This is a genomic window from Arcicella aurantiaca (assembly GCF_003148625.1).
GTDB classification, from domain to species: Bacteria; Bacteroidota; Bacteroidia; order Cytophagales; family Spirosomataceae; genus Arcicella; species Arcicella aurantiaca.
Genome location: NZ_QGGO01000002.1, coordinates 273,346 through 286,887, shown reverse-complemented (window position 1 = coordinate 286,887; position 13,542 = coordinate 273,346). Strand labels below are relative to the sequence as shown.

The following is a 13,542-nucleotide window of genomic DNA, read 5'->3' as shown; positions in this document are numbered from 1 at the left end:
ATCTTAACGTCATGAAAAAGGTAATTTTTAGAACGCTCCAATGGGTAGCGTTAGTAACTGCTTTTGCCTCTTGTAAAGATAATTGTACGCAAACAGTTACTTATAGAGGTGCAGAATCTGTGAAAGTGACTCTTTCTGAGTTGCGGAGTGGCATTAAAACACTGCCTGCTCAGGCTTTGGAAAACCCCGGTAAAATCTATGTGAAAGATAATTTTTTGTTTATTAATGAAGTCAAAAAAGGTATTCATATAATAGATAATTCTAATCCGTCTGCTCCGAAGGCGGTTTCTTTTATTCAAATTTTAGGAAATATTGACATTGCTGTTAATGGAAATATTCTTTATGCCGACAGTTACACCGATTTTGTGGCTCTTGACATTACCAATCCAAATGACGTAAAAGAAGTATCTCGAAATAAAGACGTTTTTAATAATGGACAAGTTGACGGTATTACATGGAGTTATAATGCAAGCGACCAAACAATTTATGACTCTAAGTACAAATTATACACCACAACGCAAGAAGTAGCCTGTGAACCCCAAAATCCTGTTTATTATTACGGGGGTGGAATCGCCTTTGACCAAGGGTTGTCTTCTGGCGGAATCAAAACGGGTTTACCTACGGCAAATGGTACAGGCGTGAGTGGCTCAACGGCTCGTTTTGCCATTGTGGATAATAGATTGTATGCCGTTACGCAAAGTGATATGAAACTTTTTAACCTCAAAAACCCTTCAAATCCTTCGCAAGAAGGAAGTATTAATTTGGGTTTTGGCATTGAAACCATTTTTCCGTACAAGAATAAATTGTTCTTAGGAACATCAACAGGTGTACAAATTTGGGACAATGCCAACCCACAAAAACCAACGTATTTATCTCGTCTCGACCACGCCCGTGCCTGTGACCCTGTGGTGGTTGAAAACGATATTGCGTATGTAACGCTCCGTTCAGTTAATAATTTTACCAGATGTGGAGCAGCGAGTGCCAATCAATTAGATGTTATTGATGTGTCGAATCCAGCAAGTCCAATTTTGAAGAAAACTTATCCAATGGATAGCCCTTACGGTTTAGGAATTGATAATAAAAAACTATTTATCTGTGAAGGAACAGGCGGTTTGAAGACCTTTGATGCCAACGATGTGATGAATATTAAGCAATTACAACACTTCAAAGAAATGAATGCTTTTGATGTTATTCCGCTTAATAATACCTTGATGTTAATTGGGAAAGATGGCTTGTATCAGTATGATTATTCAAATCCGAATAGTTTGAAATTATTGAGTAAAATAGCAGTAAAAACGGCATCTTAACGCATTGACAAATATGAAAAAGATAATCACGGGTATGTTCTTGCTTGTATGTACGATGGCGTATTCGCAGGAGAAAACGCAAAATTCTTTTAAGCGTTTTGTAAAAGAAAATTATGTCAATTTTACCGATATTGGAGGTTTATTCGGGAAATCATATCAAATAACGCCAAATGCTATTCAAAACCCGAATTATAGTTACACCGTAAAAGCAAGTACCAATTTTACCATTCAAACATTTAATGGTTTGAAGGTTTATAAAAACTTGGCGGTAGGAGCAACCGTTGGCGTGGATTGGTTTAGTAGTTATCAAATCATTCCGATTTCATTAGGAATCCGTAATACATTTGGAGATATTAAAACGAAAAAGGTTAAAACTTTTGCAGGAATAGATGCAGGTTTCGGATTTATGTGGCTCAATGATGAAATTTCTCCAAGTAATGAAATAAAGGGAGGTTTAGCTATTAGCCCGATGGTAGGTTTATTAATTCCGACAGGTGGAAATGCCAATTTTACTTTGAGTGTTGGGTATAAGCATAATCGTTTCAAAAGTAAAATTGATAATGGAACGTTGGATTATCCTTATCTTATCGAAAACCAATATAATTTCAACCGAATGGCGATAAGATTAGGGGTGAATTTTTAAATAGTTAATCTGACAATAACCCTGACGACGGTTAAAGACCTCGTCAGCGGTTAGTTGACAAATGAAAAACGGCTTGATTCTACGTAGAACCAAGCCGTTTTTTATTTAATCAATCATTATTTCGGGTCAAGACCTTTTTCAATTCTGAACAAACAATCTTGTAAATGATATTTGCCCATTTTATCTAAAGTTGGTTGAACCAATGCTGATTTGATTTCGTCTTTCAATGTCAATAAATGACCACGTGATACTGAAATAATATCTGTTTTACGTGGGTCAACCGCCGCAGGAACAACGGTTCCTCTGAAACTGAATCCTCCAGTTGGAGCTACCCCTGTTGCGTTTAGAGTTGAAATCATTTTCTCAACGTAAATTTTCTGTAAATTTCTACGAGAAGCATCAATTGCTTTACGAGAACGCAATTCTGACCAAATAGAAGTACGAACATCTGTAAACATTTCGTCTAAACTATATGCAGTAGCATATTTAGCATTTGTTTCAATTAAACGTTGCAAACGGTCAACAGCTAATAAGTTGGTTAATGTTGCTTCTTGAATACGGCTGATAGCATCAAGACCTTGGTCTGGACGAATTTGAGCCATAATTTTTCCGTCTAATAACCACGTAGGTGTTTCAAAAACCTGACGATTTAACCATAAAACGGCATCTTTTTGAATGCTACGTGGCGTTGGCTCATAAACTGTACCAGCTTCGTCGGTTGTTTTTGGTGTTTCATAAATACCGCCTACATTTTTGGTAACATGACCAATATAACGACGATATTGAGTTACGATTTCTCCGTAAGCTTCTGAAAGCATATCATAATCTTGAGCTTCTTCTTTTGTCCATTCTGTTAAATTTGGAACAATTCTTTTCAAGTTTTTGATACCATATTCACTTGCCAACATGTTGTTGTCTCCCAAACATTCCGACTGTGTACGTGGGTCATACGGGTTTATTTCTGTACCAAACCAAATTCTTGGATTTTTAGCATATTCCGTAATAAACTGCTTGTTCAAAGTTTTTTGGTCGTCTTCAGCAGTTGCACCATCAAGTGTTTGATATGCCCATTTGATAGCCCAAATATCATATTCGCCAATGCGTGGATATAAATCCTTTACACCGTCTTCTGGTTGTGCAACGTAGTTAAAACGAGCATAATCCATGATTGAAGGCGTATGTCCGTGTTCAGCAATCCATTTCGGATTACGTAAATTTTCAACAGGCACTGTACTACTTGAACCAAAATTATGGCGTAACCCAATCGTGTGACCAACTTCGTGAGATGATACAAAACGAATTAAATCTCCCATCAATTCATCATCCAATTTATTCTTTCTTGCTCTTGGGTCAACGGCAGCGGCTTGCGTCATGTACCATTTTTTCAATAATTTCATTACGTTATGATACCAACCGATATGACTTTCCAAAATCTCGCCTGAGCGTGGGTCGTGTACGTTGGGGCCATAAGCGTTTTCAATATCCGAAGCAAAATAACGAATAGCCGAATAACGTGCATCTTCTAAACTAATAGTGGTGTCATTATCTGCTAAGATTTCAGCTCTGATAGCGTTTTTCCAACCAGCCGCTTCAAATGCTTTTTGCCAATCATCAACACCTAATTTCAAATATTTTCTCCATTTGGCAGGCGTTGCAGGGTCGATATAATAGACAATTGGTTTTTTAGGTTCAATCAATTGACCTTGTTTTTGCTTAGCTGCATCTTCGGCATTTTTAGGCTCTAAACGCCAACGAACAGCAAAAGTACGGTCTTCAGTACGTTGCGAACCTTCGTCAAAAACAGTATAACCATTAGCAAAATATCCAACACGTGGGTCAAAATAACGTTGCTTCATCGTTTCTTTTGGCAACAAAATCATGGACGTGTTAATTTCCATCGTAACCGCACCCGATGCCGCAATGGCAGGAATATTCACCGAAGGAATTGGGCTTGGAGCACCTCCAAAAGATGGCATTGGTGGCGTTCCATTGAAAGTTTTTACTGTTCTGATTTCAGTATTAATCGGGAATGTTTTAATACTTTGGATATAAGAACGGTCGGCAGCAATAGAAGTGATTTTGTACATTGTCTTCGTAAACGGAGGCAATGAAACAATTTGATTATCTCCTTTAAAGAAATCCGTTATTTCAATTACCGTTGAACCTTGTTTGCTAACAGAATCCTTTTTAAATGCTTTCACATCAAAGGCTTGTGCAATTGGTTGTACGTTTGAGTTTTTAACAGCTTTGTACATCGGAGCAGTAGAATCTGGCGAAACGTTGATGTATTGGATTGCTCTTAAAAATACTTTATTATCAGGGCCTTTTTCAAAATTAATCACCTGACGGTTCAACATTTCTCCGCCGTAAGTTCCCGGAATTGTTGCCGCTTTGGTGATACGAGTTACCGTCATCACTTCACGTCCCATCAATGAATCAGGAATCTCGAAGAAGTATTTATCCTCTAATTTATGAACAGTAAATAAGCCTTTTGTGGTTTTTGCTTTGTCCGTAATAACCTCTTTGTATGGTTTAGGGCCTGTTTTGGGTGCTTCGGCGGGTTTAGCAGGAGCTGTTGGTGCAGCCGCTGGTGCTTTAGCATCTCCTTTTTTATCTTGTGCTTGTGCAGAGATGGTTAGGCAAACCGCTGAAGCTAAGAATAATGCTTTGTGGGAAATTTTTAGCATGATGAATCGTGTTGTTTTATTTTCTATAAACAACGAAAATACTGAAGAATGATTTTAATTAAAAACGTTCTGTGATGAATGGGCAGAGAAGAGCGACGTAATAGTTTAAGAGTGCTGGCGAAAATGAATCTGCAATAGCTTTATGACTATGATTCCTGTTTTTACAGAAAAATCTAAACTACTTCGTAAATTGCAAGGCAAATAAATACAGTGTTTAAGAAGTTTCTTCAACTTCCCGAAAGTTCTTTACCCGCAATGGATATTGTTTCGAGAAGTTCTACAAGATTTTGGAATAAAAATTATCCAGATAACTTATTAAACAGTGTAATAAATTAAATATCTCATGAAAATAAATTACTTCATCAAAAGTATTTTTCTCGTTATTATTTTACCATTATTACCCTTCTCTGTTTTTTCACAGGCGAATAATTCAACAATAATTGCTCCCACAAATTCAACTGACCTTTTCCCAAATGCTAATTTGCGTTGGGTTGATTCGGTATTCAATACCCTTTCGGTGGATGAAAAAATTGGACAATTAATGATGCCTCGTGGTAATTATAGTTATGATTATGACACCGCCCGACTGAACAAAATTGTTAGAGATTATCACGTTGGTGGATTTGTGCTTTTTCGTAACCGTCCAACAGCTCAGGCGTTGTTGGTCAATAAGTTACAAGCCATGAGTAAAGTACCCATGATGATTGGAATGGACTTGGAATGGGGTATGGAAATGCGTTTGGATAGTACCATTCGTTTTCCGTATCAAATGACATTAGGAGCGATGCAGGGCAACGAAGCGATGATTGAAGAAATGGGTTTGCAGTTGGCTCAACAATGTAAGCGTATGGGTGTACACGTCAATTATGCTCCTGTGGTGGACGTAAATAATAACCCGAATAATCCTGTAATTAATTTCCGTTCTTTTGGTGAAAATCGGGAAAAAGTAACTTCAAAGGCTCTTGCCTATATGCGTGGCTTGCAAAAAGGAGGAATTATTACTTCGGCAAAACATTTTCCCGGACATGGAGATACGGGTGTAGATTCGCATACCGATTTACCCGTAATTGGACATACTCGTAATCGCTTGGATTCGCTTGAATTATTCCCTTATCGTGAATTAATCCAAAATGGTTTGCAGGGCGTAATGGTGGCTCATTTGAGTATCCCGTCTTTGGATACTACTAAAAATTTAGCTTCGACTTTATCTCAAAAAATCGTTACCAATTTATTGCGTAAAGATTTAGATTTCAAAGGTTTAGTCTTTACCGATGCGATGGATATGCAAGGAGCAGTAAAGTTTTTTCCCGAAGGAACGGCAAACGTAAAAGCTATTTTGGCAGGAAATGATGTGTTAGAAACTTTCATAGATGTCCCTGCGGCATTTAATGCGATAAAAAAGGCGTTGGAAAAAGGAGAAATTGCTCAGTCGGATATTGATTTTAGAGTAAAAAGAATTTTAACAGCAAAGGCTTGGGCGGGTTTAGATAAATACAAACCGATTGAAATAAAAGGATTGATTGAAGATTTGAACCCGAAGAAATCAGAAGCCCTCAACCGTCAATTTGCGGAGGAAACCATTACGCTTTTGAAAAATACGAACAACATTCTTCCTCTTCAAAATTTAGATACTTTACGCATTGCTTCTTTGAATATTGGCAATCCAAGTTTTGGCTCAAAATCACCAACGGATTATCAAAAAATGCTTTCCAATTATACCGACGTTACGCATTTTAATTTAGATGAAAACTCAGACGAAGCGGCTATTCAAAAAGTGCGTGAATCTTTGAAAAATTACAATTTAGTTTTGATGGCGGTTAATGGACAATCGGTTCGTCCTGCGAAAAATTATAGTATCAATCCTAAAATTCAGACTTTGGTAGCTGAGTTTGCTAATTCTTCAAAAACGGTAGTTTCTTTATTTTCAAATGCTTATACTTTGTCGAAATTTGAGAATTTAGATAAAGCAAAAGCCTTGACAATTACCTATCAAGAAAGCCCACAAATGCACGAAGCCGTTGCTACTGCCGAAGTTATTTTTGGAGCAATTGGAGCGAAAGGAAAACTACCTGTTTCGGTAAATATGACTTTCAGATACAATGATGGCATCACGACTGAACCTATCAAAAGATTCCAATACGCTTTGGCCGAAAACGTTGGGATTGATTCTAAATTCTTGAATAATAAAGTAGATTCTATTGTAAATGAGGCGATTAAACAAAAGGCAACTCCGGGGGCTGTGGTTTTAGTAGCCAAAAACGGCAAAGTGATTTTACACAAAGCCTACGGAAAACAAACCTACGAAGGCACGCAAAAAGTACAATTGACGGATTTATACGATTTGGCTTCGATAACGAAAATTAGTACCTCCGTACCGTTGATGATGAAGATGGAGGACGAAGGGAAATTCAATTTAGATAAAACACTTGGTGACTTAGTGCCTTCGTGGCAAAATAGTAACAAAGCGGGCTTAGTTTACCGAGATATTTTTACGCACCAAGCACGCCTAAAAGCATGGATTCCGTTCTGGATGGATTGTATCGATTCTACCAAAATGGTTTTGGCAAGTAAGATTTACAAAGAGAAGTATTCTGAGAAATATACAATCACGTTTTGGGATAAATTATTCAGAAAGAAAAAGGCTTTGCAAAGAATGTGTCAGGCAATTCAGACGGATAAAAATCTTTGGAAAGACTGTGTAAATCTTACCAAAGACCCAACAATTTGGAAACCAAATACTTTTGCGTACAAACAATCAGACGATTTTTCAGTGCAAGTGGCAGACAATTTGTGGTTACATAAAGATTATCACAATACGCTTTACAAAGCCATTGAAGATTCGCCTTTGCGAGAGAAAAAAGAATACGTTTATTCAGATTTATCGTATTATCTATATCCGCAAATTATTCCACGTCTCACGGGCAAAGATTTTCAGACTTATTTGAAAGATACTTTTTATAAACCTTTGGGAGCAACTACGCTGACGTACAATGCCAGAGATTTTTATCCATTATCAAGAATTGTCCCGACGGAATATGATTCGCTTTATCGTAAAAATCTCATTCATGGACGTGTACACGATGAAGGTGCATCTATGTTAGGTGGAATTTCTGGACACGCAGGTTTATTTGGAACGGCTCAGGATTTGGCTAAATTGATGCAAATGTATTTGCAAAAAGGGTATTACGGAGGAAAGCAATTTATCAGCGAAAAGACCATGAACGAATGGACAAGCTACCCTTTCCCGACGGAAGTAAATAGCCGTAGAGGCGTTGGTTTTGATAAGCCCGACCGCAAACGTGCAGGTATCAGTGCCGCTCCAAGTGCAAGTCCAAGTAGTTTTGGACATTCAGGTTTTACAGGTACATACACGTGGGTTGACCCCGAACATCAATTGGTTTATGTATTTCTTTGCAACCGAGTTTACCCAACCCGCAACAACTCAAAATTATCCGACTTAAACGTGAGAACGAATATCAACGAAGTGATTTATCAGGCGATAAAGAAAGGTAAGTAACACAAGTTTCTAACCTGTAAAAAACAAAAAATCCCGTCAATTCTCAATTGACGGGATTTTTGTTGAAATAGCTTAAATAGCCCTATAATGCACTACCACAGGAGGATTCTCGAAAAATGACCCGATTAAACCTCTCCATTGAACAAATAATTCAGACTCTCTGAAACCAACGGTATGGGCTTCTAAAGTTTCCCAAGTTATCAGTAAAATATAACGGTTTGGCTGTTCAATACATTTCTTAAACTCATGAGAAACATATCCTTTCGACTGTTTCAAGACTTCTTGAGCTTGTGTCAAAGCAGCCTCAAATCCAGCGTTTTGGTCAGCTTTAATATCAATTGTTGCAAGTTCTAAAATCATTTTTTTATATGAAGCGAAAAGCGATTTGCGAAAAGCGAATAATTAAGCTTTTAAAAATCAATAGCTTATGTAGTTTCTCTTCTGCAAATCTAAATTGTTTAAGTATATTTTAAAATAATCACGAAATGTTATTCTACTTCAATAACTACTCCCGCAGTTTTCGGGTGAGCTACACACGTAAGAATATATCCTTGTTGAATTTCTTTATCGGTCAAACCATCTTCTTCGTCCATGTGAACTTTACCCGATACACATTTACCCATACAAGCCGTACACATACCTGCCTGACACGAATACGGAAGGTCGATGTCTTCACGAAGAGCCGCTTCTAAAATCGTTTCGTGGGGTTTTACAAGCACTTGATAATCTGTTCCTTCGTACTGAATTGTAACGGTTTGTTCTTTTACAGAATCGTCTCCGTCTTCTTCTTCAACGTGTAAAATACCGCTACCAAAATGCTCTTGGTGAATATTATCAGCAGGAACATTGAAGATTTTTAACGAATTTGTTACTTCCTCCATCATGCCTTCTGGGCCACACAAGAAGTATTCAGCCGTAGCAATATCAATGGCAAAATCTTGTTTCAAAAACGTAACCGCTGAAGCTTGATTGATACGGGTTTTGTAACCTGTCCAAGTATAAGAGGGCTTACTCAATACGTGTAATACACGTAGGCGACCTTCATATTTTTGCTCTAAATTTTCTAATTCTTTCTTGAAAATAATACTGTTTTCATCACGAGAACCATACACCAAATATACTTTTGTGCTTTGCTCAACAGGTAAAACAGACTTCAAAATTGACATCAATGGCGTAATTCCTGAACCTCCACCGAAAAGAACAATTGTACGTTCTTTATTGGGGTTTGGTTCAACCACAAAATGACCCATTGGCTCCATTATTTCAATGGCATCGCCCACTTTTACATGGTCGCACAAATAATTTGAAACTAAACCGTTGGCAACTCTTTTTACTGTCACGGCAATTGACGCATCTTTGTTTGGCGAAGATGACATTGAGTAGCTACGACGTACTTTTTGCCCATTAATGACAGGCATTAAGGTAAGGAATTGACCAGCTTTATAAGATACTGCTGCGTGAATTGGGTGCCAAAATGTGAAAGTTTTGGTATCGGGAGTTTCTTCAATAATTTCTTTTACTGTAAGATGAAAATATTTTACGGACATCAGCGTTCGGCTTTTTGTAATATTTGGATATAAATTTCAAGGATAACTCAGAGATTAAGCTTCTGGTTTGAGTAATTCAAGAAAACCGTCACAAAGTTAATCAAGATTTTTTGTTTAGAGGTTTGACGATTGAAAAGATGCTTCTCCACTTTTACCAAAAAATAAAATTATCTTTCATTAATAGTAATTTTCAAAGGAAATATTTAACTTCAATTGAAATACAACCGCCACTTTGTATTGCAATTAAGAACCTGTTTAAACTTTCTCTTTCGGTATAAACCTGTTCATTTTTAATCTGATAATTCAATATTTTCTCAACGTAGCTCTGCTATGCAGTTCCACTGGGGCTTCAAATATTGAAATAGCAGGTTCAAAATGATTCAAATTTCTTATCAAAACAGAAAGTTTAAACAGGTTCTATTAAAAAGAATCTGCGTTGAATATTCTCTCTAAATCCATAATTATCTCGTTTGTGATGCTTTTGTTGGCTTGTGATGCCACCAAAATTAGTATGAAATCGGTATCTCGAAAGTTGAAAGAATCGCCAACTTTTTCACAAAACTTTACGGGTTTTGCTCTTTACGACATTTCTGAAAAGAAAATGTTGCTTGAACATAACGCTGAACGTTATTTCACGCCCGCATCTAATACAAAACTGTTTACGTTTTATGCGAGTCTGAAAACTTTGGGCGACTCTATTCCTGCTTTGCATTATCAAATTGCGAGTGATTCTTTGATTATTTGGGGAACAGGCGACCCTTCATTTCTGAATCCTGATTTACCGAAAAGCAAAGTATATGATTTCTTGAAAAATCGTCCAGAAAAAATCTATTTTTCAAATGATAATTTCACAGGTTCATTTTATGGAAAAGGTTGGGCTTGGGACGATTATAACGATGACTACGCCGCAGAAGTTTCTTCTTTCCCAATTCATGGAAATGTAGTCAGATTTACAGGAAATAAAGAAAATGGTATAGAAATTCAGCCTAAATTTTTTGCTGAGAAAACCTATAATTGGTCAAAATCTGAAAGTTTTTCTGTTCAAAGAGATTTAGGAACAAACCTTTTTAGTTATCCCGCAGGAAAAGAAATAAAAGCAAATTATAAACAAGATGTTCCTTTCAAAACGGGCGTTGAAGTAACAACGGTTTTATTAGCAGATACCTTAAAAAAGGAAGTTACATTGATAAATAAGCCATTAGAAAGGTCAACAAAAACGATTTTTAGTTTACCTGCTGATAGTTTGTATAAACGAATGTTGCACGTGAGCGATAACATGATTGCAGAACATTTAATGTTGTTGAATGCTGATGCTTTAGGAAATGAATTGAACGTAAACGTTGGAATTGAAAAAGTAAAAGAAAAGTTTTTGGCAGACTTACCAGATGTTCCCCGTTGGATTGACGGTTCTGGTTTGTCGAGATACAACCTTTTTACACCACGTAGTATTGTAGCGTTATTAGGTAAAATCCATGACATTGTTCCCGAAGAAAGGCTCTTCAGACTTTTACCCGCCGCAGGAAAATCGGGAACGCTTAGAAATATGATGAAAATTGACGAACCTTTTATTTTTGCCAAATCGGGTTCATTAAGTAATATTTATTGTTTGAGTGGTTATTTGCTTACGAAAAAAGGAAAAGTGTTCATTTTTAGTGTCATGAACAACAATTTTACCAAATCGACCGCTGAAATACGAAAGGAAATGGTCAATATACTAACTGAAATACACCAAAATAATTAACGCTTGATTGTCAGTAAATTAGCCTAAAAATTGAATTTATTTGGCATAAATTTTGAGCATTTTTACACTATTATTTAACCCAAGAATTTAAAAATATGAAGTCCCTAATTGTTATTATCGGAATATGCTTGACTTCCTTCTCTATGCTTGCACAGGAGCAGTTGTATTTCAATCCGCTTTATGTTCCTCATACTGATACCACCTTAGTTTTTACACCCAAAGATTATTCAATGGCATCTGGTAAAAAATATCCTGTCATGTATCTTTTACATGGTTGTGGGGCAACTTACCGTCAGTGGAATACCATTATCAACGTCCAAAAATATGCAGATGCGTATGGTTTTATCATCGTTTGCCCTGATGGTTTGAAGGATTCATGGTACGTCAATAGTCCACGCAAGCAAATGAGTAAATTTGAAGATTTTTTCTTTAAAGATTTATATCCTGCCATCAAGCAAAAATATCGAGTAGAAGAAGAGCAAGTTTTTATTACAGGAATCTGTTCGGGTGGACACGGAGCATTGAGTTTATTTGCTAAAAGACCAGAACTTTTTAGGTCAGCAGGAAGTTCGGGCGGGGTGGTTGATTTGAGTGTAGAGTCTGCCAATGCAAGTTTACAAAATATTTTAGGGTCTGGTGAAAGTGATGTTTTAAGGAAGTTTTCTGTCATTAATAATGTTGGAAAGTTGGCGGCTTCTCAAAAAGAAATCATTTTTGACTGCGGAACAGAGGACGTTAATTATGAAGCAAATAACGATTTTAGAAGACGTTGCGATGAATTGAAAGTAAAAGCAACTTATATTTCTCAACCTGGAAAACACGATAAAGCCTATTGGCAAAAATCAATAAAAGTGCAGTTTGATTTCTTTAAAAGAATTGTGAGAGATATATGACTTATCTAAAAGCGTCATATATCTCTATTAACTATTTTTCGCTCAAACTCTTCAAATGTTTAGGGTCTGCTAATCTTACAACTTCTTTTTTAGAGAATTTTATCATCCATAATCCGATGAAATCTCCTTTTTTGCGGGAAGTTAAACTATCCAATTTTCCAATTTTACCTAATTCCTCAATTTTAGCTTTTTTCAAGCCTTCAAACTGATTTTTGAATAAAATGGGAGCAGTATAATAGAAAAACTTTTCATCATCTGACTTCTGAATATTGTCAATTTGCTCTAAATGTCTTTCTGCATTGTACTGATAAGCATCTAAAATTTGATTTATTTTTTCTCCCAAAGCTGGATTTTTCAATTTTAGTGGACTTCCCAACGAAATCTCAACTCTATATTTGTTTGAAAGAGAATCAATCAGAACGTTATTTTCGAGATTTTTTCCAAAATTTTTATTCAGAGAATCTACAATTACCTTTCCCCATTCATCTACTTGTGCCGTAAACTGAGCAGGAGTAATGCGTTTCACTTCACGTTCATGAAGTTCTTTGACGGCTGCGGTTGTGTCAATGCGTTTGCTGAAGTCGCAACTTGTTAAGAGTAGGCAGATGGAAGTTATGAGTAGGTAGTTTATGTTGAAGGATTTATTCATCTTGTCTATTTTTTGAATCGTTTATTTGGCACAAAGATACAACATTGACCAATAAAAAAGCCGTAGCAGAATACTACGGCTCAATATTGATTTATCCTCTTCGTCCATAACCTCTACCTCTATATGAACGTGGTGGGTGTGAGTATCTCGGAACAATAACCACACGTGGAGGAGGTGGTACTGCATAACGATAAGGACGTGGCGGGGGATAATTATAATATGGACGACGATAACCATAATCTCCACGCACATACGTTGGGCCACAAGAAATAACTAACATCGCAAGTCCAACTACTAACGTCAAGACTGCAAGGGTTTTATGAATTTTTAGCTTTCTCATAATTTTAAAATTTTATATCTTAGAAAATATAGCGTTCGAAAGGTTTAAATAAGTGCAAAACTATTTACTCAGGTATCTGAATAATAGACACCGAAGCGGTAAAATACCCCTATTTGATTTTGAAAATTTTTAGATTGGATAGTCCAAAACAAATCTTTTGTATCTTTGCACCCTAATTTCAATTATAGAACGAAAAAATCTGAAATTTATATTCGAAA

10 protein-coding genes are annotated in these 13,542 nt (G+C 36.5%); 5 read left to right on the top strand and 5 right to left on the bottom strand.

Annotation, left to right across the window (positions count from 1 at the left end):
- The first annotated feature begins 11 nt into the window (after positions 1–11).
- Positions 12–1,307, top strand: a complete 1,296-nt coding sequence (locus LV89_RS02895) for an LVIVD repeat-containing protein (protein WP_109741351.1) — start codon at positions 12–14, stop codon at positions 1,305–1,307.
- A gap of 13 nt (positions 1,308–1,320) precedes the next feature.
- Positions 1,321–1,950, top strand: coding sequence for a hypothetical protein (locus LV89_RS02890; protein ID WP_146199060.1), 630 nt, complete (start codon positions 1,321–1,323; stop codon positions 1,948–1,950).
- Between the two features lie 116 nt (positions 1,951–2,066).
- On the opposite strand, the gene LV89_RS02885 is transcribed toward LV89_RS02890, so the two are convergent.
- On the bottom strand, positions 2,067–4,637 hold the full coding sequence (locus tag LV89_RS02885; protein ID WP_109741349.1) for a zinc-dependent metalloprotease: 2,571 nt from the start codon (positions 4,635–4,637) through the stop codon (positions 2,067–2,069).
- A gap of 343 nt (positions 4,638–4,980) precedes the next feature.
- Here LV89_RS02885 and LV89_RS02880 point away from each other — a divergent pair, with 343 nt between their 5' ends.
- On the top strand, positions 4,981–8,154 hold the full coding sequence (locus LV89_RS02880; protein WP_109741348.1) for a serine hydrolase domain-containing protein: 3,174 nt from the start codon (positions 4,981–4,983) through the stop codon (positions 8,152–8,154).
- Between the two features lie 72 nt (positions 8,155–8,226).
- Here LV89_RS02880 and LV89_RS02875 read toward each other — a convergent pair whose 3' ends face one another.
- Together LV89_RS02875 and LV89_RS02870 are read right to left on the bottom strand one after the other, a co-directional pair.
- Positions 8,227–8,514, bottom strand: a complete 288-nt coding sequence (locus tag LV89_RS02875) for an antibiotic biosynthesis monooxygenase family protein (protein ID WP_109741347.1) — start codon at positions 8,512–8,514, stop codon at positions 8,227–8,229.
- Positions 8,515–8,642: 128 nt separating this feature from the next.
- Complete coding sequence (locus tag LV89_RS02870; RefSeq protein ID WP_109741346.1) at positions 8,643–9,701, bottom strand: ferredoxin--NADP reductase; 1,059 nt, start codon at positions 9,699–9,701, stop codon at positions 8,643–8,645.
- 436 nt (positions 9,702–10,137) lie between these two features.
- On the opposite strand from LV89_RS02870, the gene LV89_RS02865 reads away from it, so the two are divergent.
- Complete coding sequence (locus LV89_RS02865; RefSeq protein WP_211321133.1) at positions 10,138–11,442, top strand: D-alanyl-D-alanine carboxypeptidase/D-alanyl-D-alanine-endopeptidase; 1,305 nt, start codon at positions 10,138–10,140, stop codon at positions 11,440–11,442.
- A 95-nt stretch (positions 11,443–11,537) separates the two neighbouring features.
- Positions 11,538–12,335 (top strand): alpha/beta hydrolase, encoded by a 798-nt coding sequence (locus LV89_RS02860; RefSeq protein ID WP_109741344.1) that lies wholly within the window; start codon positions 11,538–11,540, stop codon positions 12,333–12,335.
- Positions 12,336–12,366: 31 nt separating this feature from the next.
- Here LV89_RS02860 and LV89_RS02855 read toward each other — a convergent pair whose 3' ends face one another.
- Positions 12,367–12,984, bottom strand: a complete 618-nt coding sequence (locus tag LV89_RS02855; protein WP_109741343.1) for a hypothetical protein — start codon at positions 12,982–12,984, stop codon at positions 12,367–12,369.
- Between the two features lie 91 nt (positions 12,985–13,075).
- On the bottom strand, positions 13,076–13,324 hold the full coding sequence (locus LV89_RS02850) for a hypothetical protein (RefSeq protein WP_109741342.1): 249 nt from the start codon (positions 13,322–13,324) through the stop codon (positions 13,076–13,078).
- Between the last annotated feature and the right edge of the window lie 218 nt (positions 13,325–13,542).

What these genes read in the sequence shown, in the direction of transcription:
- LV89_RS02895 (WP_109741351.1), top strand. Translation starts at nt 12, where the DNA reads ATGAAAAAGGTAATTTTTAGAACGCTCCAATGGGTAGCGTTAGTAACT.
- LV89_RS02890 (WP_146199060.1), top strand. Translation starts at nt 1,321, where the DNA reads ATGAAAAAGATAATCACGGGTATGTTCTTGCTTGTATGTACGATGGCG.
- LV89_RS02885 (WP_109741349.1), bottom strand. Translation starts at nt 4,637, where the DNA reads ATGCTAAAAATTTCCCACAAAGCATTATTCTTAGCTTCAGCGGTTTGC.
- LV89_RS02880 (WP_109741348.1), top strand. Translation starts at nt 4,981, where the DNA reads ATGAAAATAAATTACTTCATCAAAAGTATTTTTCTCGTTATTATTTTA.
- LV89_RS02875 (WP_109741347.1), bottom strand. Translation starts at nt 8,514, where the DNA reads ATGATTTTAGAACTTGCAACAATTGATATTAAAGCTGACCAAAACGCT.
- LV89_RS02870 (WP_109741346.1), bottom strand. Translation starts at nt 9,701, where the DNA reads ATGTCCGTAAAATATTTTCATCTTACAGTAAAAGAAATTATTGAAGAA.
- LV89_RS02860 (WP_109741344.1), top strand. Translation starts at nt 11,538, where the DNA reads ATGAAGTCCCTAATTGTTATTATCGGAATATGCTTGACTTCCTTCTCT.
- LV89_RS02855 (WP_109741343.1), bottom strand. Translation starts at nt 12,984, where the DNA reads ATGAATAAATCCTTCAACATAAACTACCTACTCATAACTTCCATCTGC.
- LV89_RS02850 (WP_109741342.1), bottom strand. Translation starts at nt 13,324, where the DNA reads ATGAGAAAGCTAAAAATTCATAAAACCCTTGCAGTCTTGACGTTAGTA.